Origin of the sequence: Nitrospira tepida, from assembly GCF_947241125.1 — a bacterium.
Taxonomy (GTDB): Bacteria; Nitrospirota; Nitrospiria; order Nitrospirales; family Nitrospiraceae; genus Nitrospira_G; species Nitrospira_G tepida.
Genome location: NZ_OX365700.1, coordinates 3350536 through 3371578 on the forward strand (window position 1 = coordinate 3350536; position 21043 = coordinate 3371578).

20 protein-coding genes are annotated in these 21043 nt (G+C 62.2%); 5 read left to right on the forward strand and 15 right to left on the reverse strand.

Annotated elements, in window-relative coordinates:
- Positions 1-13: 13 nt before the first annotated feature.
- Positions 14-724, reverse strand: coding sequence for a hypothetical protein (locus tag QWI75_RS15910; protein WP_289269574.1), 711 nt, complete (start codon positions 722-724; stop codon positions 14-16).
- A 190-nt stretch (positions 725-914) separates the two neighbouring features.
- Between QWI75_RS15910 and uvrA the strand changes: the two genes are divergently transcribed.
- Positions 915-3734, forward strand: coding sequence for an excinuclease ABC subunit UvrA (uvrA, locus tag QWI75_RS15915; protein WP_289269576.1), 2820 nt, complete (start codon positions 915-917; stop codon positions 3732-3734).
- Here uvrA and QWI75_RS15920 read toward each other — a convergent pair.
- The 6 genes from QWI75_RS15920 to QWI75_RS15945 form a co-directional block, all read right to left on the reverse strand.
- Positions 3731-4333 (reverse strand): YqgE/AlgH family protein, encoded by a 603-nt coding sequence (locus QWI75_RS15920; protein ID WP_289269578.1) that lies wholly within the window; start codon positions 4331-4333, stop codon positions 3731-3733. The genes uvrA and QWI75_RS15920 overlap by 4 nt on opposite strands.
- A 23-nt stretch (positions 4334-4356) precedes the next feature.
- Positions 4357-5151 (reverse strand): nitrilase-related carbon-nitrogen hydrolase, encoded by a 795-nt coding sequence (locus tag QWI75_RS15925; protein WP_289269580.1) that lies wholly within the window; start codon positions 5149-5151, stop codon positions 4357-4359.
- A 68-nt stretch (positions 5152-5219) separates the two neighbouring features.
- Positions 5220-5564: a small metal-binding protein SmbP gene (gene smbP / locus QWI75_RS15930; RefSeq protein ID WP_289269582.1), complete on the reverse strand. Its 345-nt coding sequence runs from the start codon at positions 5562-5564 to the stop codon at positions 5220-5222.
- Between the two features lie 100 nt (positions 5565-5664).
- A complete protein-coding gene (locus QWI75_RS15935; protein ID WP_289269583.1) occupies positions 5665-6546 on the reverse strand; it encodes a sulfurtransferase in 882 nt (293 codons plus the stop codon).
- A 20-nt stretch (positions 6547-6566) separates the two neighbouring features.
- A complete protein-coding gene (locus QWI75_RS15940) occupies positions 6567-7838 on the reverse strand; it encodes a multiheme c-type cytochrome (RefSeq protein ID WP_289269585.1) in 1272 nt (423 codons plus the stop codon).
- Positions 7835-8779 (reverse strand): histone deacetylase family protein, encoded by a 945-nt coding sequence (locus QWI75_RS15945; protein ID WP_289269587.1) that lies wholly within the window; start codon positions 8777-8779, stop codon positions 7835-7837. The genes QWI75_RS15940 and QWI75_RS15945 overlap by 4 nt, the downstream gene beginning before the upstream one ends.
- Positions 8780-8867: 88 nt before the next feature.
- Here QWI75_RS15945 and QWI75_RS15950 point away from each other — a divergent pair, with 88 nt between their 5' ends.
- Positions 8868-9245: a tetratricopeptide repeat protein gene (locus QWI75_RS15950; RefSeq protein WP_289269589.1), complete on the forward strand. Its 378-nt coding sequence runs from the start codon at positions 8868-8870 to the stop codon at positions 9243-9245.
- A 12-nt stretch (positions 9246-9257) separates the two neighbouring features.
- Here QWI75_RS15950 and QWI75_RS15955 read toward each other — a convergent pair whose 3' ends face one another.
- The gene (locus QWI75_RS15955; RefSeq protein ID WP_289269592.1) at positions 9258-10127 is read right to left on the reverse strand and encodes a hypothetical protein; all 870 of its coding nucleotides are present in this window, start codon (positions 10125-10127) and stop codon (positions 9258-9260) included.
- A gap of 19 nt (positions 10128-10146) precedes the next feature.
- Positions 10147-10476: a hypothetical protein gene (locus tag QWI75_RS15960; RefSeq protein WP_289269594.1), complete on the reverse strand. Its 330-nt coding sequence runs from the start codon at positions 10474-10476 to the stop codon at positions 10147-10149.
- 141 nt (positions 10477-10617) lie between these two features.
- Here QWI75_RS15960 and QWI75_RS15965 point away from each other — a divergent pair, with 141 nt between their 5' ends.
- The gene (locus QWI75_RS15965; RefSeq protein WP_289269596.1) at positions 10618-12393 is read left to right on the forward strand and encodes a M3 family oligoendopeptidase; all 1776 of its coding nucleotides are present in this window, start codon (positions 10618-10620) and stop codon (positions 12391-12393) included.
- A gap of 155 nt (positions 12394-12548) precedes the next feature.
- Complete coding sequence (locus QWI75_RS15970; protein WP_289269598.1) at positions 12549-12740, forward strand: bacterioferritin-associated ferredoxin; 192 nt, start codon at positions 12549-12551, stop codon at positions 12738-12740.
- Positions 12741-12942: 202 nt separating this feature from the next.
- On the opposite strand, the gene QWI75_RS15975 is transcribed toward QWI75_RS15970, so the two are convergent.
- On the reverse strand, positions 12943-13569 hold the full coding sequence (locus QWI75_RS15975; RefSeq protein ID WP_289269600.1) for a flavodoxin family protein: 627 nt from the start codon (positions 13567-13569) through the stop codon (positions 12943-12945).
- Positions 13570-13604: 35 nt separating this feature from the next.
- On the reverse strand, positions 13605-13790 hold the full coding sequence (locus QWI75_RS15980; protein ID WP_289269602.1) for a hypothetical protein: 186 nt from the start codon (positions 13788-13790) through the stop codon (positions 13605-13607).
- 112 nt (positions 13791-13902) lie between these two features.
- Here QWI75_RS15980 and QWI75_RS15985 point away from each other — a divergent pair, with 112 nt between their 5' ends.
- Positions 13903-14382 carry a DUF192 domain-containing protein gene (locus QWI75_RS15985; RefSeq protein ID WP_289269604.1) on the forward strand — a complete coding sequence of 160 codons (480 nt, stop codon included), beginning with the start codon at positions 13903-13905 and terminating at the stop codon, positions 14380-14382.
- 13 nt (positions 14383-14395) lie between these two features.
- On the opposite strand, the gene QWI75_RS15990 is transcribed toward QWI75_RS15985, so the two are convergent.
- The 4 genes from QWI75_RS15990 to QWI75_RS16005 form a co-directional block, all read right to left on the reverse strand.
- Positions 14396-16588 (reverse strand): RelA/SpoT family protein, encoded by a 2193-nt coding sequence (locus tag QWI75_RS15990; protein WP_289269606.1) that lies wholly within the window; start codon positions 16586-16588, stop codon positions 14396-14398.
- A gap of 10 nt (positions 16589-16598) precedes the next feature.
- Positions 16599-18299, reverse strand: a complete 1701-nt coding sequence (recJ, locus tag QWI75_RS15995; protein ID WP_289269607.1) for a single-stranded-DNA-specific exonuclease RecJ — start codon at positions 18297-18299, stop codon at positions 16599-16601.
- Between the two features lie 228 nt (positions 18300-18527).
- Positions 18528-18731 (reverse strand): ubiquitin-like protein Pup, encoded by a 204-nt coding sequence (locus QWI75_RS16000; protein WP_289269610.1) that lies wholly within the window; start codon positions 18729-18731, stop codon positions 18528-18530.
- Between the two features lie 152 nt (positions 18732-18883).
- The gene (locus QWI75_RS16005) at positions 18884-20935 is read right to left on the reverse strand and encodes a sodium-translocating pyrophosphatase (RefSeq protein ID WP_289269612.1); all 2052 of its coding nucleotides are present in this window, start codon (positions 20933-20935) and stop codon (positions 18884-18886) included.
- Between the last annotated feature and the right edge of the window lie 108 nt (positions 20936-21043).

Genomic DNA, 21043 nt, shown 5'->3' on the forward strand with positions numbered 1-21043 from the left:
GCGGTTCGACAAGCTAGGCCGTTCCGGCTGCTTCGGTCGGCTCGGATCGCCGAGGCCGCTGCTCGGCATTGGGCTTGCCGGTGACGGTCCAACTGATCAAGGTTTCATCCGGGCTGAACGTGATCGTCAATCCCGTGTCCGAATAGGTCCAGATCTCCTCCTGCCCCCGTTTCTTGATCGTCTTGGGCTTGCCGAATCGCTGCGCGATCTCATCGCGGCTCATCCCGGCGTACGGCGACAGGTCTTGGATTGGAGGGGATGGAGGCGGCGGTGTAATCGGTGCAGTTTCCGACGGTTTGGACTCTTCCTGTTCCGAGGTTGGCGCCTTGCGCGACCGCTCCGGAATCGTCGCCCGTTTCGGCAGGGCTGCGACCTTCGTTTGATTGACGCGTAGCAACCGCCAGGCCGAAGTGGTGCCTTTCGGACAGCCGGGCGCATCCGGCTCTTCATAGACCATGGCGGTCTCGATCAACAGGCGGGAGGTGTCTCGCCCCTGCGCATAGGCGTTCAATTCTTTCATGCCCGCGTCGAACGCCCGCGACCGCGCCTCTTCGGCCGTTCGCGCGCAGGAAGCCACGCCGACAAAGTACACCTCATCCCCAAACCGGAACATCGCCTGTTCCGTCCAAAACGGCCGGAGAAGAGAGCTGTCGGCCCGGGCAATTTCAGGCGCGATCTGGGGCAGGCTAAGCAGGAGAATGATGGCAAAGACAGCAGCCGGCATGAGCGCACATCCCGCAACGACGGACGGACGAGACCGCCGTCATGCTTTATTGTACCCGGTTCTCCTTCGAGGCACACCCCGACTCCCATTGCGGAAATCAAGAAATCGCGCTCAACGACAACAGCTCGTTGCTCTGGCGGAGGCCCCTTGCTAGGATGGTTTGTTTTTGCCTCCTCTCAGGGATGTAGCGATGGCTGGTACTGCTCTTCCATCTGATTCCGGCACTGGCTCCGGCGACCTCATCATCGAAGGGGCGCGCCAGCACAACCTCAAGAACATTTCGCTGCGCATTCCCCACAATCGAGTGACCGCCGTCACCGGCGTCTCCGGATCGGGCAAGTCCTCGCTCGCCTTCGACACGCTGTTCGCCGAAGGGCAGTGGCGCTATGTCGAATCGCTCTCGACCTATGCGCGCATGTTCCTGGAGAAGGTCGATCGGCCCGACGTGGACCGGCTCGTCAACATCCGCCCGGCCATCGCGATCGAACAAAAGAACCCGGTCCGGACCTCCCGCTCGACGGTCGGCACGGCCACCGAAATCGCCGACCTGTTGCGGCTTCTGTTCGCCAAGATCGGCAAGCCAGTCTGTCCGGATTGCCAGATTGAGGCGCGAAGCTATGCCCCAGGATCGGTCGCGGACGAGCTACTGCAACAATTTCCCGAGGGCCGGGCGATGGTCTGCTTCCCGCTGAGAGATCAAGGCCCGAAACACGATCGCTCGCTGATTGAATCCCTGCTGACCAGAGGGTTCGTCCGGCTGAAGTGCGGGGAGACGCTGATCGACCTCCAGCCGGATACCAAGTTGCCCACGACCAATCGCGATTCCCTGCTCGTCGTCTTAGACCGGCTGATCCTGCGCCACGACAGCCGCGCGAGGCTGGCCGAAGCCGTCGAGACGGCCTTCCATGAAGGCGACGGGACCTGCCGGGTCGAGGTCATCGGCCAGGGTACGCGGACGTTCAGCACAAGCTTTTGCTGCCAATCCTGCGGCCGGTCCTTCGAGCCGATCCGCCCGCTGCTCTTTTCGTTCAACCATCCGCTCGGCGCCTGCCCGGAATGCAAGGGCTTCGGCAACATCCTCAAGTATGACGAAGACCTGGTCGTGCCGGATCGTGCCCGCTCGCTTGGCGACGGCGCGATCGAGCCCTGGACCAAGCCCGGCACTGACTGGTGGCAGCAACAGATGCTGCTCGCGATGAAGCGGCGCAGCGTGGACCTCACCCTTCCCTACAAGGATCTGCCCGAGGAGGTACGCCGGCTCTTATGGCAAGGCGACGGGAAAAAGATGGAGGGCATCAACGATTTCTTCGAATATCTGGAGGGCAAGCGATACAAGCTGCACGTGCGCGTGTTTCTCAGCCGGTACCGCAGCCCCTTTCCCTGCCCCACCTGCGACAGCACGAGGCTGAGGCCGGAGGCCCGCTACGTCAAAATCGACGGCCGTGACATTGCGGACCTGTTGCAACTCACGGTCGAAGATTTGGCCTCCTGGGTCGATCGCCTCTCGCTCTCGGCCTTCGATGCCAAGATTGCCGCCGACCTGCTGGCGCAGATCAAAACGAAGCTGAGCTTTCTGCTCCGCGTCGGGTTGAGTTACCTGACCCTATCTCGCCAGACCAGGACCCTCTCCGGGGGCGAAGCCCAGCGGATCACCCTGGCCAATCAGTTGGGATCGAAACTGGTTGGCACTCTCTATGTGCTGGATGAACCGACCATCGGCCTCCATGCGCGCGACACGGAAACCTTGGCCGGAATTCTGCGAGATCTATCCCACGCCGGCAACACGGTTGTGGTGGTGGAGCATGACCCCCAGATGATTCAGGCGGCGGACTTCATCGTCGAGTTGGGCCCCTGGTCCGGAGAGAAGGGCGGAGAAGTCGTCTGCGCCGCCTCACGTTCGGTCTTCACGCAGGATCGCCGCGCTTTGACGGCCAGGTACCTTCGCGGCGACGAATCCGTCGCGATTCCGTCCCGGCGCCGCAACGGCAACGGCAAGGCCCTCATGATCGCCGGCGCCTGCGCCAACAACCTCAAGAACATCAGCGTGAAGATTCCGCTGCGCACGCTCACCTGCGTGACGGGCGTCTCCGGTTCGGGAAAGAGCACGTTGGTGGAGGATACACTCTATCGGGCGGTGGCCCGCGCCTTTCGGGTCGAATCCTTGCCGATCGGGCGATTCGCGGCGATCAAAGGATTGGAGCATCTCAAGGGCGTGCGGCTGATCGATCAGGAACCGATCGGCCGCACGCCCCGTTCCAACCCTGTTACCTATATGAAGGTGTTCGATGACATCCGGCAACTGTTCGCAGCCACCTACGAAGCCAAAAAGCAGGGACTCAAGCCGGCGCATTTTTCCTTCAACACCACCGGCGGCCGCTGCGAGCGCTGCCAGGGCAACGGCTACGAAAAGCTGGAGATGTATTTCTTCGAGGACATCTACGCGACCTGCGAGGAATGCGGAGGCCGCCGGTTCAAGCCGCAGGTGCTCGGCGTGACCCTGCGGGGCAAGACCATCCACGATGTGCTGAACATGACCGTCGATGAGGCCTTGTCGTTTTTCACCGGCTCGCCGACACTTCAAGAAAAGCTTCACCTTCTCTCATCGATCGGATTGGGATATCTCAGGCTTGGACAACCGGCGACGACTCTCTCGGGAGGCGAGGCACAGCGGCTCAAGATCGCGGCAGAACTGAAGGATTCCTCCGTCCGGGACCTCCTCTACATCATGGACGAGCCGACAACCGGCCTGCATCTCGAAGACGTGAAAAAACTCATCGCCGTGCTGCACAAGCTGGTGGATGCCGGCAACACGGTGGTGTTGGTCGAGCACCATCTGGATCTGATCAAGACCGCCGATTGGGTGATCGACCTGGGACCGGAAGGCGGAGAGGCAGGAGGGCGGATCGTCGCGGAGGGACGGCCGGAACAGGTGGCGCAGCACAGTCAATCGCACACCGGCCGGTTTCTGGCCGCCGCCCTGGCCAACAATGTAGCGGCGCGTCCCTCCTAATTCAGATTAGGATCGAACGGCATCTCAGCGTAAATCCTGAACGGCTCGCCCAGCGAACGGAGAATCTCGGCCCACACCTTCGCCGGATCGGTCTCGAAGACCAGCGCCGGATCGGCCGGCAGCGTGATCCAGGAGCCGGACTGCATTTCATTCTCCAACTGCCCGGGCCCCCACCCGGAGTAGCCCGCGTAGGCCCGAAACCGCTCGGTCGTGTTCTCGCTCGTCAAGATCTGATCGAGCAACTTGAAGTCGCCGCCGAGAAAGACGCCATCGAAGACATGGTGGCTGCCGTCCGGCAAATTCTGGAGCCGATAGAGCACCATGACCTGGTTGGTCTGCACCGGCCCGCCCGAAAACAACACATGGCGCTGCCCCTCCAGAATCGGGATCTGGGGCAAGACTTCCGACAGACCCATGGCCGTCGGCCGATTCACGACAAATCCGAGCGCCCCTTCGGCGCTGTGTTCGCAGAGCAGCACGACTGTTTGGCGGAAATTGGGATCGCGCAGAGCCGGCGAAGCGACCAGGAAGATCCCCTTCCCGAGCGGAGCCTTTTGAAACAATTCCTTCATTTCAGCCTCACGCGCCGGCTCTGCCACCTTTCACGCCGCCTTGTGACCAATCACGAGGGATTGTACAGTTCCACCCGGCGATCCTTGAGCAGGTCGTTATACGGATTCAACGCCTTGTTGGCCGCCTCCGCCGGATCGATCTCGATCACCGCCGCCTCCTCTCGGTCGCGGGGCGCGCGTTGGAGGATCTTGCCCCGCGGCGTGACGACCTCGCTGTTCCCAATGAAGGTCATTGGAGGCTTCCCGCCCCTGGCCTCCGTGCCGATGCGGTTGGCGGTAATCGCGAACACCCGGTTCTCCAGGCTGCGCGTCACCATGGCGTCCGGACAATGGGGCAAGACGAGGTTCGAGGGATGGCAAATGATCTCCGCCCCCTTGAGAGCAAGGGTGCGGGCGGACTCGGGGTAATACCAATCGAAACAGACCATCAGGCCGACTTTCGCCACCCCGAGATCCCATACCTGAAACCCGGTATTCCCCGGGCGAAACCACAGGGTCTCTTCAAAAAACAGATGCGTCTTTCGATAGAGGCCGATGAAGCCTTGCGGCCCGACCAGCACGGCGGAATTGTAACAGCCGTCCGTCCCGCGCTCCGGCAGTCCCGCCGCCAGGTGCATGTTCCGTTCGCGGGCAATTTCGACCAATCGTTGAGTGGTCGGACCATCCGGAACCGGTTCGGCCAGCGCCCGCACCTCGGTCTCCGAGACAAACTGATAACCCGAGGCGAACAATTCGGGCAACACCATCAGGTCGCAGGTCTCGCGGCTCAGACGCTCCGCGACCCGGTCGAGGTTGCGCTTCACCTCGGCGAAGATCGGATCGAACTGAAGATACCCGACGCGCATATGATAGTCCCCATGCAAAAACGGGCAGGAAGAATCCTGCCCGTTTCGACGCCCGCTTTGACCTGTGCTTACTTGACTTCGGACAGGTGCGTCACCGCGCCCTCGGCATGTTTGGTCGCCACGTCGGCATGCCCGGCCTTGCCGTGCTCGATGGCTTCCTTCAAATGCTTCACGCCCTCATCCAAGTGAGGATTCTTCATGTCCTTTTGAGCCGCTTGCGCATGTTTGAGGGCTTCCTCCGCATGTTTCACGACTTCCCCGGCATGGTTTTCTTGTCCATGCGTGACCGCGCCCTTGGCATGATCGAGCGCCTCCGCCACATGCGGATTCGCCGCCGCCAGCGCCAGGTTCGATGCGACAGGAGCCGCCAGAAGCGCGAAGGCTCCCAGAGCCATGACCGTGATCTTATTCATCGTTCTCCTCCTTGGTAGGTGCGTGATTGGGTGTGCTCCACCGACCGCCGTCGAAGGACCCGCCCTTGTGGTTTCACATTACTGAGCCGGACGCGCTGAGTCAAGAAGGCCGGACCGACTCGTCTTGCCCCAGCACATGTTGCAAGCCCCTGGCATCCTTCTCCACCGGCGCGGCAAAGTCGCGGCTCCATTCCCACCAGGACCCGGCATAGTTTCTCACCTTCGGGTACCCCAGCACTTTCAGCACAAACCACAGCCATCCCGAGCGGACGCCTCCCGTGCAATAGCAGATGATATCCGCCGCATCGGCCAGGCCTTTCTCTTCCAGCACGGCCTTGATCTTCTCCGGACTCTTGAGCGTGGCATCGGGATTGAGGAACGCGTTCCAGGGCACGTTCAGCGCGCCCGGGATATGGCCGGGTCTTGGAATGCCCACCATCTCCTTGCCCAAGTACTCCTCCAGGCTCCGCGCATCGAGGATCGTGAGCCGTTTCGCCTCAGGGCCTTTGACAAGGCGTTTGAGATCGTCTTTGAGAATACTCACGTCCGGATTGACCGTGGCCCTGAAATTTCCCGGAGCAACCGACGGACGCCCGTACTCGTAAGGGCGACGCTCCTCCACCCACTTCACCCATCCACCGTCCAGAATGCGAAGGTGGGTATGCCCGAGGTAGGTGAGCATCCAGAACATCCGCCCTTCGTCGCCCCAGTTGTCGAAGGGATTCGAGTAGATGACGATGTCGCTCTCGTTGTTGATGCCGAGCGTCCGGATCTTCTGCTCAAGCTTGGAGATGTCCGGGTCCAGCACTCCCTTGGCGACCGCCTTTGGATCGCTGTACTCGTGCCAGGTCGAATGGACGGCGCCCGGAATATGCCCGCCGAATTCGTAGGCGGCCTTTCCGCGGACATCCAGCACGACTAACCCCGGCCGTCCCAGATTCTGCTGCAAGGTTTCGGTGTCGATCAGGTAGGGATGATTCATCGCGATGCCTCGTCTGCGACTTACCCTGCGGCCTTGCCATCGGCGCGACAGGCCTGGGTGTCGGAGCCTGACGCGGCCTGGAGCAGGCCGGGCAAGTCGTCGGTTAAAGGAAATGCCCGCTCATAGATCACGAAGGAATAGGGATCATCGGCGGTCAAGCCATATTTCTTCGTCAGCATCTCATGCTGCCCGTCCGTGAGGATATGGTACCGCACACGGGCCTTCACCGTCAGCCGCTCCGCCCCGCCCGGGAACTTCTGGCGGAATCGGTAGTCCCGACTGGCCAGCGGCAACAGGCGGTTATCGTACAACTCCAGGATGGCCGGTTGCCAGAGGATCCAGCGCCCCATCGTGTCCTGTTGGTGCGCAACCACCCGCCCGCTCGCGTCCTCCACGTCGAACTCCACGGTGAAATGCCGGTCCGGATCGCCAGTCGGAATCTTATGGCCCGCGCCGGCATTGACCAGAGTCAGGGTGAAGGTCACGTTATCGCCCGGCTTGGGCCGACGAGGTTCAGCCGTGACCTCGACCGCAACGGCCCGTTTGATCATGTCGGGATCGTGCCCGCCTCGCCAGAGGTGCCGGCGGCCCCGCCGGATCGGCGATCCGTCGGCCACCGGACGGTCCACTTCCGGCATGTGACAGCTCTGACAGATGAATCCCCGCTCCTGCATGAAATACTTGCCTTCATATTCGGCATAGGTGCCGCAGGGTCCCACGTTGTAGAACTGGGCCGGCCCGGACACGACATTATGGCAGCGATAACAGATCTGCGCCGTGCGAAAGCTCGGATCGAACTTGGTGGGATGCGGCGCGGCGGAATCTTCGTAGGGTCCATGAATGACCCCGTCGCGGACATGGCAGGCGGCGCAGGTGATGGCCTCCTTTTGATAGTCCGGATCGAACCGCGGATTGACCTCCTGCACCGCCCGTTCGACGCGTCCCCTGGGAATCTCCTTGATCAAGGTCGGCTGTTGGTTTTCCAGCGGCGTGTGGCAGTTGAGGCAGACCCAAATGTGCTTGTCCTTTGCCCAGTAGGCCTGAAAGAACGGATCGTCATACGCCTGCGCGTGGATGCTGCTCTTCCATTCCTCATAGATCTCCCGATGGCAGGTCCCGCAGGATTCGGCCTTGAGGCTGTCCAACCCGGCCGGGACCGCCTGATAGGGAATCGCGCGGGCATAGTCGTCGCGGAGACCAAAGATCACCACCGGCTTGATCTCCGTGTAATAGAAGTACGCCAGCCCGGCGAGGCCCAACCCCGCCAGCGCGATCTTCATCCAGCGAGTCATGCAGCCAACAACGCAAGCAGATGCGCCTCGACCGAGGCCGCCAGGGCCGGGAGATGATAGCCGCCTTCAAGGCAGGACAGGATTCGTTTCCGGGCATGCTTCGCGGCGATCTCGGCCACGATGCCGGTCAATGAGGCATAGCCCCGTTCCGTCAGCCCCATGCTGGCCAGCGGATCATCCCGATGCGCATCGAACCCCGCGGAGATGATGACGAACTCCGGCTCGAACCGGTCGGCCGCGGGGACCAGCACCTCGCGAAACACGGCCTCGTATTCCTCGTCCCCCTCCCCGCCCGATAGGGGCACATTGATCGTATAGCCGGCCCCTGGTCCGGCTCCGGACTCGGTCGCACGGCCGGTTCCCGGATAATGCGGATATTGATGCGTGCTGAAGAACAGAATCGAATCATCCTCGTAAAAACTCTGTTGCGTGCCGTTTCCATGGTGCACGTCCCAATCCACGATCAGCACCCGGCCGATGCCGTGCCGCTTCTGGAGGTATCGGGCCGCCACCGCGACGTTGTTGAACAGGCAGAACCCCATCGCGCGGTTGTGTTCCGCATGGTGGCCGGGAGGCCGGACAGCGCAGAACGCATGCTCGATCTGGTTGTCCAGCACAGCATCGCAGGCGGCCAAGGCCCCGCCGGCCGCCAGGTAGGCGGCCTGGAGCGACCCGGGCGAGATGGACGTGTCGGGATCGAGCTGGACTCGGCCGGACGAGGGTGACCTGTGCTTGAGCCCAGCAACATAGGACTGGGAATGGATCTCCGTAATCCACCGATCTTCCGCCGGTCGCGGCTGAATGCGGACCAACCGATCCATCACCCCGGTCGATTCGAGTTGCCTGGTGATGGCGCGGAGACGGTCGGGAGACTCCGGATGGCCGCATCCCATGTCGTGCTCTAAGTATTGTGGATCGGAAACGAAGCCGGTTCGCGCCATGCTTGCTCTGTCGGATCATGCATTCGAATGAAGAAAAGGGCAATTGATCGTAGCATGCGCTGCGAGCGGTAGACAATGCGGAGCGAGCATGCTACGGTCTGCGCCGGATCGAAACCGCCGTAACGGCTTCACAGCGAGACAGGAGGACCGCGTGCCCAATCCCCGCATCGAACCATTGAAGAAGGTGCTCGCGATCGACCCGAACGACGAGGTGGCCTGGTTCGGACTGGGGAAGGCCTACATGGACGATGGCAATTGGGACGCGGCGGTCGAATCGCTGGAGAGTTGCATCCGTGTCAAACCGGCCTATTCCGCAGCCTACCTCGCCCTGGCCCAATCGCTTCAGAAACTTGCGCGGCTGGATCGTTGCAGGGAGATCTGCCGGCAGGGCATCGAGGTGTCCACCAAGAACGGCGACGCGATGGTCACCAAGAATCTCGAAGCACTTCTCCAGACGATCGGATGAACATACAGGCGATTACAGCAAGGCGCGAAGACCGTGACGTCCCCCCTCGCCCACCTGAAACCGGCTCTCCGGATTGAGCACGCAGACTCGATGGATCGGATGCAGGGCATCGCCGCCGGCTCGTTCGGCGATCTCCACATTGGCCAAGCGCACGCCGGATGGAGCCGGCAGGGCCTCCACATCCCATAGAGCCAACAGCACGCCGCTCAAATGGCGTAAGGGCAGCAGGAGGTTGGTCACCGCCCCAGCCAGCCTTCTCAGGTCCAGCGGGACCAGGCTATGCCTTCGCTTTCCCCCCTCGAATCTTGCAGGCCGATCCTGGTCACGGCCGTCCAGGGCCTGCCGGACATGGACCGCCAGAAGAACCGGCGCGCAGTAGTCGGACAACTGGCGGGCCTTCTGCCCGATCCTGGCCAAGATCCGGTTGATCAGGAGGTCGCCGATGGTGAAGTCGCCTTCCGGCTCATGCTGAAAGGCCGCACGGTGACGAGCCACGCCGTGCGGCCGCTTCGACGCGCCGATCATGGTCGTGACTTCGATAAACAGCCGCTCGCTTCCGAACCAACATTCCAAGTCCGCCGTCCGCGCGACGGATTCCGGAAGGAACAGCACCGACCCGCCGGCCCGGTGGATCTTAGCTGCCACGTCAAGCTCGGCGATCGCCGATTCACGCGCGCCGACATGGGAACTGGCTAATCGCCGCTGGAGATGTTGCAAGCGGCGCTGGCTGGCCCGATCGTGGCAGGCCCCGTGGAGCCGCTCCCAATCCCTCGCGAGTTGCCGCCAAAACCCTTTCCCTCGCGGCAACCATTCCCGACCGCGCAGGCCCGACTCCGGAGCGACGAGCCGGCCGACATCGTGGGCCTCGCTGAACCGCACCATGGTTTCCTCGCATGATTCGCTACACCGACGTCAATCCGCTTCCCTCTTCGCCCGACGGCTTGACCAGTTCGGGATGGTGCTTGGCGATCTCATCGTAAGCCTCGTCCAGCCAGCGGCCTGCGCACCCCAAGACCTCGCGCACCAGCGGCTCGGCCTGTCCGGTCCGTTTCATGGTCCACTGGCAGACATATTCCAGCAGCGGGTCCCGCCCGCAGGAAAGGGTTTCGCTTGCCGCCAGCGACTCCAGTTCCAGCAAGCCCGTGCGGACGATCCGCTCGACAAGCGCGCGATCGTAGGAGGTTGCCGCGGTGACATACAGCACGGCCCGGTTGATTTCCTGCTCGGTCATGGCTGGATTCTAACATCCGGGAAACCTCAGTCAACGCTCCAGAAACCGGCCGGATTGTGATACAAGTAGCCCCCGTCCCTTGCCAAGGCAAAAGAGGAGAACAGACTGATGGCCACAGGTCCCGCATCGAGAACACGAACCATGTCCCGGACACCGCCCTCCTATGGAGATCAATGGACTCTCTCCGATCTGTTTCCGCAGGGAGAACAGGATGTCGGCCGGTCGCTGCGCAAGCTGGAAGAGCTGGCGGCGCAATTCGAATCCTTCCGAGAAACCTTGTCTCCCGACCTGTCCACCGCCTCGTTTCGCAACGTCCTCGACCTGAGCGAACAGATCGCCACCATTTCCACGACGATCGGGGCCCATGCCTACCTGTGGTATTCGGAAAACACCAAGGATGCCAAGGCCCGCTCCCATAAGGCCACCGTCGAACAGCGGCTCGCCGCGCTTCAGAATCGCCTGCTATTTTTCGATCTCTGGTGGCAGGGCCTGGACGAGACGAACGCCCATCGTCTGCGCGAGGCGGCGGGAGATCTGCGCTATCACCTGGATACGATCCGGCGCTTCAGTCCCCACACGCTGTCGGAGCGGGAAGAGCAGGTCATCAACCTGAAGAACACGACCGGTCGCACGGCCTTGACCACGCTCTACGAGATCGTGACGAACGGGTTCTCCTTCACGCTGACCGTGAAGGGGAAGCGGCGCACGCTCAACCGGGAGCAACTCTCCGCCTTCGTGCGCAGCCCCCACGCGCGCCATCGCGAGGCGGCCTACCGAGAACTGTACCGGGTATTCGAAACACAACGCGACCTGTTGGGCGAAACCTACAAGATGTTGGTGAACGATTGGAAGACCGAGCAACTCGATCTTCGCAAGTTTGCGGCGCCGCTCAGCGTCCGCAATCTCCAGAACGACGTGCCCGATGGCGCGGTGACCGCGTTGCTCTCCGTCTGCACCAAGAACGCGCTGGTGTTTCAGCACTACTTTAAGCTCAAAGCCCGTCTCTGCGGTCTCCCGCGGATGACTCGTTACCACATCTATGCGCCGGTGCGAACGGCGGAGAAACGGTTCCGTTACCAGGACGCGGTGCGCTTGGTTCTGGAGGCCTACCGTTCGTTCTCGCCGCACCTGGCCGACCTGGCGGAGCAGGTGTTCAAGGAGCGTCATGTCCATGCCCGCACGCAGCCCGGCAAGATGGGGGGCGCCTATTGCTACAGCATCGTGCCGGGCATGACTCCCTACGTGCTGCTGAATTTCACCGGGGAGGCCCGCGAGGTCGCGACCATGGCCCACGAGTTGGGACATGCGGTCCATGGGATGATGGCGGCCAAGCATTCGGTCTTTACGTTTCACTCCACGTTGCCGCTAGCGGAGACCGCTTCCGTGTTCGGCGAGCGCATCCTGTCCGACTCCCTCCTCCAGCAGGAACGCAACCAACAGGTGAAACAGGGACTGCTGATGGCCCAGCTCGACGACGCCTACGCCACGATCATGCGCCAGGCCTATTTCGTCCAGTTCGAGCGTTCGGCGCACGACTTGATCGCCCAAGGCGCGACCGTGCAAGAGGTGGCGGCCGAGTATCTACGGCTGTTGCGGGAACAACTGGGGACGGCGGTGCCGGTCCCGAAGGAATTTCAGTGGGAATGGTTGACGATTCCCCACATCTATGCCAGCCCTTTCTATTGTTATGCCTACAGTTTCGGCAACCTGCTCGTGCTGGCGCTGTATCGGATGTACAAGGAGGAGGGCCAAGCCTTCATCCCGCGCTATCTCAACCTGCTGGCGACCGGAGGGTCCCAATCGCCGGACCAGATCCTTCGATCGGTCGGGGTGGACATGTCCTCCGAGGCCTTTTGGCAATCCGGATTCGACACCCTGAAGGAAATGGTGACCGATCTCGAAAAGACGATCTCGTAAGTTATTGATAGACATCGATTTATTCAGACTACATCGGGGAAGAAAATCTTGAAATGGCCCTTGACTCAAACGCGCTCTCGCGGTATTATGTTGATAACGGTTCTCATAATCGTTACCTGGCAAGACCACGTAGCACCAGAGAAAGGACGATCATCATGTATGTCTGTCTCTGCAAGGGTCTGACCGAGAGTGATGTGCAGCAAGCGGGGCGATGCGGCCAGATCACCGGCGCCGGATTGATCGCCTCGTTCGGCTTGAACGATGAGGGCTGCTGCGGACGCTGCGCCGAAAACATCGACGACCTGGTTCAGTTAGCTGCGGGACAGCTTTCCCCTTTCCCCCATTGAATCCCGGCCGATTCTCCCGGTTGACCTCTTCCATACCTCCTCTTCGCCCTGTCCGTTGTTTTTTGATGACCGCTTTCCCACGCGATGATGCGCGCGTGATAACGCTCGCGAACCTCACAAGGCTGGATTGATGCCCCATTCGACGAGACGGACGGGAGGAGATGCTGCAAAAGAGCAATGCCGGAGGGAGGGATCTGACTATTTATGGCTCGGATCGCCCGCGGACGACGAGGTGTGTCACTTCGGCCACTCGACGCCCCAGCTCTTTTGCCGCAGCCAGTTCTTTGTCGTCGATTCCGGGACTGTCGCCCTCGGTCGTCGCCGACGCCCCGAAGGCCCCGCCCCCGCTGACCACGATCATCTGATTCCCCAGCATGGCGGCGAGGATGCCGAGCATCGTCAGTTCTTTGCCGCTCGAGACCTGCCCGCCGGTGGCGAAGGCCGCTCCGACCTTATTCTTCAGCTTGAGATCGGGCCAGACGCCGAACTTGAACTGCCAATTGTCGATGAAGGTTTTGACCGGCCCGGCCATGTTCGACCAATAGACCGGCGAGCCCACGACCAGCGCGTCCGCGGAGAAGAGGTCCTCGGCCGTCACCAGCTCGACCTGTTTGACGACGACGGTCGTCCCCGCCAGGCTTTTCGCCCCTTCCACAACGCCACGGGCCATTTTTTCGGTGTGACCGGTTCCGGAATGGTAGGTGACGAGAACGGTAATGGGACGGCCGGCCTCATGCGCCCAGGCGTCAAGAGGCGAGTGGCCGGCCTCGAACAGGAAATAACCGGCCAGGGCGATGATCAATAGGACGGCAGCGCGAGCGGGCTTCACTGGACGGTCACACACGGAGTCTGGAATGGGCCGGCTCAATACCGGATGGTCTCTTCGTCGAGATGTTCCTCGACGGACACTTCCGTGAGGGTGCCCCGGTAGTCGCATTTGTGGCACCGAATCCGCCATTCCTCCAACCACTTGTCCTGCACATAGGATTGCCGGCACTTGGGACAGACGAACACGCCCTTTTTATAGAGCACCCGTCGTTTTTCCTTCATCGACTCGCCTCCTGACAGACGACCGAGAATCGCACATCAACCGGCGGCAATGCAAGGAGGACAGCGCCAGGCTTGACAGGCTGGCGGGCAGCCCCTAGGCTCCTCTCAAGCCATGTTGCCATTTCACCGTCATCGATTCGCCCATCTGGTTTCTACGCTTGCGCTTTCCTTGGCCCTTGCGCCGCTCTTCGGCATGAGCGAGACTGCGGCGGCCGCAGAGTTCCTGCTGCCCATCCGGACTCCTTCAGGAGCGACCATCCAGGCCGAGTTGGCCGACACGCCGCAGAAGCGGGCCATGGGCCTCATGTACCGAGAGTCGCTTCCCGAGAACCATGGGATGCTCTTCATCTTCGGAGAGGCGCAACCCTGGACCTTTTGGATGAAGAACACCAGGATGCCGCTGGACATCATTTGGCTGAACGAGCACAAAACCATCGTGCATATCGAGGCGAATGCCCCGATCTGTACAAGAACCGACAACGGCTGCCCTCAGTATCAATCGAACGAGCCAGCGATGTATGTCTTGGAACTGGCGGGAGGACGCGCGCAGGCGCTCAAGCTCAAGAAGGGCGTGAAACTCCAGTTTCCCTGAGAAGGACCAGGTCCTACGCCGAAGTCCGGTGGTCTTGCCAGGCGCGCAGGCGTTTGGCAGAAATCACGCCCTCCACCCGCTCGACCGCCTGCAGCACCTTGCTCAGGTGGTCCGTATCCGTCACCTCGATCACGAAGTTCAAGACGGCCTTCCGGTCTTCCCTGGTCGTGATCTCCGCGCGGCTGATGTTGGCGTTGCACCCGGCAATGGAGGAGGACACGTTGGCCAACACCCCCGGCCGGTCCACCGCCAAGACGGAAATCTTCACGTCGTGCGTGCTGGGCACCGACGTGTCCCAATCCACCTCGACCAGCCGATCGCGGTCATAGTCCAACGCATCGAGATTCGGGCAGCCCACGGCGTGGATGGTCAGTCCGCGGCCTCTCGTGATATAGCCGAGAATGCGGTCGCCCGGCACCGGATTGCAGCAGCGCGACAACTGCATGAGCAGATCGCGCGCCCCCCTGACCTTGACGCCCTTTTCGTCGCTCTTCGGACCGCCGGCCTTCGTCGAGGCGGCCGGCTCCTGGACCGTTCGTTGCGGCTCCTCCGTTCCCTGGGGAAGGAGACGGCTCACGACTTGCGAGCTCGCCACCCGCCCGTAGCCGACCGCCGCCACCAGGTCGTCGGCCGAGTCATAACCGGACGCCCGCGCGACCTCCGTGAACTGCTCGGACTTGAGGAGCTGCGCCGGGGCGATATTGTGTTTCTTCAGCTCCACTTCCAACAACCGCCGACCGATCTCGGCGCTGCGCCGATCCTCCTCGACCTTGATCCAATGTTTGATCTTGGCCTTGGCCCGCGAGGTCCGCACAAACTTGAGCCAATCCTTGTGCGGCACCTGCGTCGATGAAGTCAGGATCTCCACCGCGTCGCCGCTTTGCAGTTGGTATTTCAGCGGCACGATCTTGCCGTTCACCTTGGCGCCGATGCAGTGGTTGCCGATCTCGGTATGGATGGCGTAGGCGAAATCGACCGGCGTAGACCCGCGGGGCAATTCCTTGACCATGCCTTTCGGCGTGAAGACGTAGACCACGTCGTGGAAGAGGTCGAGCTTGACGGAATCCATGAACTGCCGGTTGTCGGGCAGGTCCTGATGCCACTCGACGAATTGATGCAGCCAACTGAAGGCCTTGCTGTCCCTCTCATCGACCGCCCCCTGCTCCTTGTATTTCCAATGGGCGGCGATGCCCTGTTCCGCCACCCGGTGCATCTCCTCCGTGCGGATCTGAAATTCGACGTGCTCCCCCTTCGGCCCCACGACGGTCGTGTGAAGCGACTGGTACAGGTTCGATTTCGGAATGGCGATGTAGTCCTTGAAGCGGCCCGGCACCGGACGCCAGAGGGAATGGATCAACCCCAGGATGCCGTAGCAATTCATCTTGGTGTCGGTCAGGATGCGGATCCCGGTCAGATCATAGACCTCCTCGAACGAAATGCTCTGCTTCTGCATCTTCTGGTAGATGCCGTAGAGATGCTTGGGCCGGCCGTGCACCTCCCCCGGGAGCGCAGCCTCGTCCAATGCCTGCTTCACCACCTGGATCACTTCCTGAATGTACTGCTGGCGGTCCTCGTCCCGCTTGGCGACCTTCTGGACCAGCATTTCGTAGACATCGGGCTTGAGATAGCGCAGGCAGAGGTCTTCCAGCTCGTTCTTCAACCATCCGATGCCGAGACGATTCGCGAGCGGCGCATAGATTTCGAGCGTTTCCTGGGCGATCTCCTGCTGCTTGGTCGCCCGGTGATGCTGGAGGGTCCGCATGTTGTGCAGGCGGTCGGCAAGCTTCACCAGGACGACCCGGATGTCGTCCGCCATAGAGAGCACCATCTTGCGGAAGTTCTCCGCCTGCTTTTCCTCGTAGTTCTTGAAGGGGATCTTGCCGATCTTGGTGACCCCCTCGACCAGCCGGACGATCTCCTTGCCGAACTGGCGTTCCAACTCCTGATGCGTCGCGAGGGTGTCTTCGAGCGTGTCGTGCAGCAGGCCGGCGACGATTGCATGCTCGTCGCTCTTCAAGGCGGTGAGAATGCCCGCCACGGCGAGCGGGTGATGTAGGTAAGGTTCCCCGGACTTCCGCGTCTGGCCTTCGTGCGCCTTGGCCGAGTAGTCATAGGCCTTGCGGATCAAATTGACGTCCGCGTCGGCATAGTAGCTCTGCAGCCGGGCGATCAGCGCATCGATGTCCGTGATGGTTTCGTAGGGCATGGCCCGTCCCTTATGACGCAGGCGTCGGCCGCAGATCCCGGATGCGCAGTTGAACTTGCTCCAACCCTCCCCAGCGATTGACTTCCGGCACGAAGGCCAGGTCCACCGGTTGATGGGCGGGAATGCCCCGCTCGGCCAGCGACCCCATGCGAAAGCCGATGCTGGAAAACGGAAACGACTGCCCCTGTCTCACCGTCAATTTCAAATGGTTGTCCCCGACGACCCTTGCATCCAACACCTTCAAATTCCGCACCGCCAGGAGCGGCTCCGGGTTCCCCTCGCCGAAGGGATTCAGCGCGTCCAGCTCGCGGATCAGCTTCAGGGTCACGTCGGCTAATTGTACCTCAGCATCGAGTCGCAACGTAGGGACCTGCCTGACCGCTTCATGCCCGCCGGCCAGGGCTTGGAACCGCTCGCGAAACGCCGGCAGCCGCTCCTCCCGGATCGTCAAGCCGGCCGCGCCCGGATGGCCGCCGAATCCGTCGAGCAGATCGCGGCAGGCGGCCAGCGCCTCGTAGGCGTCGAACCCCGGCACGCTGCGCACGGACCCCTTGCCGATTCCCTGGTCATTGACCGTAAGGACGACGGCGGGCCGATGGTACCGTTCAACCAGGCGCGCGGCCGCAATCCCGACCACGCCCAGATGCCACTGCCGGGACCATTCGACGATTGCGGACAGCTCCGCCGCGGCAGCGAGCTCCGCCGTCAACTCCCCGACCACGCCTTCTTCGATCTGTTGGCGTTCCCGATTGAGGGCATCCAGACGTTCAGCCAGACTGCGCGCCTGTTCTTGAGACGGCGTCGTGAGGAGTTCGACGCCCAGCCTCGCATGGTCCAGGCGTCCGGAGGCATTCAGCCGGGGCACGAGCTTGAAGGCCAGCACCCCGGTATTGCAGGGCCGCGTGAGGCCCGCCACCTCCTTGAGGGCGCGGATGCCCGGGCGGGTCCCCTTGTTGATGAGCGCCAGGCCGCGCCGGACGAACAGGCGGTTCTCGTCCACCAGCGGGACGACATCGGACACAGTCGAGAGGGCCACCAAATCGTCCTGCTGGGCCAGGACCTCCGGCGCGCCCCCATACTTCATGGAGTAAGCCTGCGAGACCTTATAGGCAAGGGCGCCCGAACAGAGGGCCGGGAACGGATAGCTGGCGTCCCGACGGTGAGGATTCACAACCCCCAGGGCCGGCGGCATGGCCTGGTCCGTCCGGTGATGGTCCGTCACGATGACATCCATGCCCAGTTCGTTGGCGGCCGCGATTTCGCGGTGCGACGTGGTCCCGCAATCCGACGTCACGAGCACCGTGACGCCCTGCGCATGGAGCCGCCGCACCGCCGCCTCATTGAGCCCATAGCCTTCCTGGATGCGATGCGGAATATAGAGGCAGGTCCGGAGCCCGCAGGCTGCGAAGAAGGTCACATAGAGGCTCGTGGCCGACATCCCGTCCACGTCATAGTCGCCGTAGAAACAGACCAGCTCGCCGGCCATACGAGCCTGTTCCAGTCGGTCGATCACCGCCTCCATATCCGGCAAGAGAAAGGGATCATGCAGCGAGACGCTCTCGGCTCCCAGCCAGCGGGACGCTTCCGCCTGGCTCGTGATTCCGCGCGCGAGCAGCACCGACGCGGTCACGGGCGAAATGGTCAAGGCCTGCGAAAGCCCTCTCTGGCGGTCCTGATCGATCGTGGGGAAAATCCAAAGTCGAGAACGCATGGCTCCAGGAAGAGGAACGGTGCGAGGATGAGTGCGTAGGTCGTTGAACGATTGGTGCGCGAGTCTAGCGGGCCGGCAAGCCCATGTCAAACGAACCGGCGACCGATGCGGTGGAGGGGTCGGTAAGCAGGCTGCGGAACTCGGCCGGCAGGGCCAGGGGCTGATGGATAGTGGAGAGAAGAGAAGCGCGGTCGGAAGTGCGGAAACGTGAGTGACTCGGGTTTCGAGTCACTCACCACCTTTTTGCACGTAGTTTTTCACGAATTCTTCGGCGTTCTTTTCGAGCACGTCGTCGATCTCATCAACGAGCTTATCGATGTCTTCTTTCAGCTTCTTCCCGGTTTCGACGACCTTGGGATTGGCTTTGACCTCGTCCTTGTCCTTCGCTTGCGGCTCTTTTCTGGTTTCCGGTCTCCGTTCCTGCTTTTCCATGGAGCACCTCCCAGTCACGCCCGTGGACGTTTCCGTACCCGTGATGGATCATCTACCGGTCACCATACTCTAGGGAGATTCAGCCCGTCAAGCCGCCGAAGATTCGCCGCAACTGATCCCGTCGATCCCTTCAATCCGATTGCTCCGACGCCTCACACGATCAGCGACACGATCAACAAGGCCACGATGTTGATCACCTTGATCATCGGGTTGATGGCCGGACCGGCCGTGTCCTTGTAGGGATCGCCGACCGTATCGCCGGTGACGGCCGCCTTGTGGGTTTCCGTGCCCTTCTTGCCCTGCTCCTCGATGTACTTCTTGGCATTGTCCCAGGCGCCGCCGCCGCTGGTCATCGAGATCGCCACGAAAAGGCCAGTCACGATGCTCCCGACCAGGACGCCGCCCAAGGCCTGCGGGCCCAGGATGACCCCGACCAGGATCGGCGAGGCCACCGGAATAATGCCCGGCACCATCATCTTCTTGATGGCCGCCTGCGTCACGATGTCCACGCAGGTGCCGTATTCCGGCTTGCCCGTGCCCTCCATGATCCCCTTGATCGTCCGGAACTGCCGGCGCACCTCTTCGACCACGAGGCCCGCGGCCTGCCCCACGGCCTTCATGCAGAGCGAGCCGAAGATGAAGGGCAGCATCCCGCCCAGGAACAGCCCGACCAGCACGGAGGGGTTGGAAAGATCGAAGCTGCTGGCGGCGCTGCCTTTTTCCACCTCGCGCGCATATTCGGCGAACAGGACGACGGCGGCCAAGCCAGCCGAGCCGATCGCATACCCTTTGGTCACGGCTTTGGTCGTGTTGCCGACCGCGTCCAGCGGATCGGTGATGTTGCGAACTTCGCTGCCGAGATGCGCCATCTCGGCAATACCCCCCGCATTGTCCGTGATCGGCCCGAAGGCGTCGATCGCCACCACGATGCCGGCCATCGAGAGCATCGAGACTGCCGCCACGGCGACCCCATAGAGCCCGCCGCCCTCCGCCCCGCCGCAGATCCAGAAGCTCAGCAGAATGGCCGCGCCGATCACCACCACCGGCCAGGCGGTCGCCTGCATCCCCACCGCCAGCCCGGCGATGATGTTCGTCGCGTGGCCGGTTTCGCTGGCCTTGGCGATGTCCTTCACCGGCGCAAAACTCTTCGACGTGTAGTAGTCGGTAATGAACACCATCGCGAGGGTCACGACCAGACCGAGCAGGGCCGCGATATAGTAGCTGACGCCGCTCACGCCGCCCACCCCGTCCATGATCGCGTTGGTGATGGGAAAGAAGGCCACCGCCGCGATTCCGCCCGCCACGAAGAGGCCCTTGTACAGGGCCGGCATGATCTCGCCGCCGGGGCTGACCTTCACGAACAGAATCCCGATGATCGTCGCAAAGATGGTCACGGCTCCCAGCGCGAGGGGATAGAGGATCGGTTGAGTCTGCCCCTTGAACAGGGTATAGGCCAGCACCATGGCCGCCACCGTCGTGACCGCATAGGTTTCAAACAGATCCGCCGCCATGCCGGCGCAATCGCCGACGTTGTCGCCCACGTTGTCCGCGATCACCGCCGGATTGCGGGGGTCGTCTTCGGGAATACCCGCCTCGACCTTCCCGACGAGGTCGGCGCCCACGTCCGCCGCCTTGGTATAGATGCCGCCGCCGACCCGGGCGAACACCGAGATCAAGCTCCCGCCGAATCCCAAACTGAGCAGGGCATGAATCGCCTTCTCCTGTCCGGCAAGGGACTGGGCGAGCGTGTAGAAGGCCGTGATCGCCAGCAGGCCGAGCCCGATCAGGAGCAACCCGGTTACGGCTCCGCCGCGGAAGGCCACGGTCAGGGCGGCATTCATGCCCTCGTGCGCGGCCTGGGCCGTCCGGACGTTGGCGCGGACCGCGATGATCATGCCGACATAGCCCGCGATGGCCGAGGCACCCGCTCCCACCAGGAACCCGATGGCGGTCAGCAGCCCGAACTTCTCGGATACGAAACCGGCGGTCCAGAGGACCACAAAGAGCCCCGCCGCCACGATGCCGACGGTGCGATACTGCCGGTTCAGGTAAGCCCCGGCCCCTTCCTGAATGGCCTTGGCGATGTCCTGCATCTTCTGATTGCCCGCATTCAGCTTGAAGACCCACATGGCCAAATAGAGCCCGTAGGCGATACCGGCCGCCGCCGCCACCAGCGCAAACGTCACAATCGCTGAATCACTCACTGTCTTGTCCTCCTGCCATGGGTGAGACGCTCCGTCTGTTCATGCCGCTCCCTGTGCCTTCAGCCCATCGACAGAACGTTGCAACAGGAGTCTGCGAAGGGACAACCG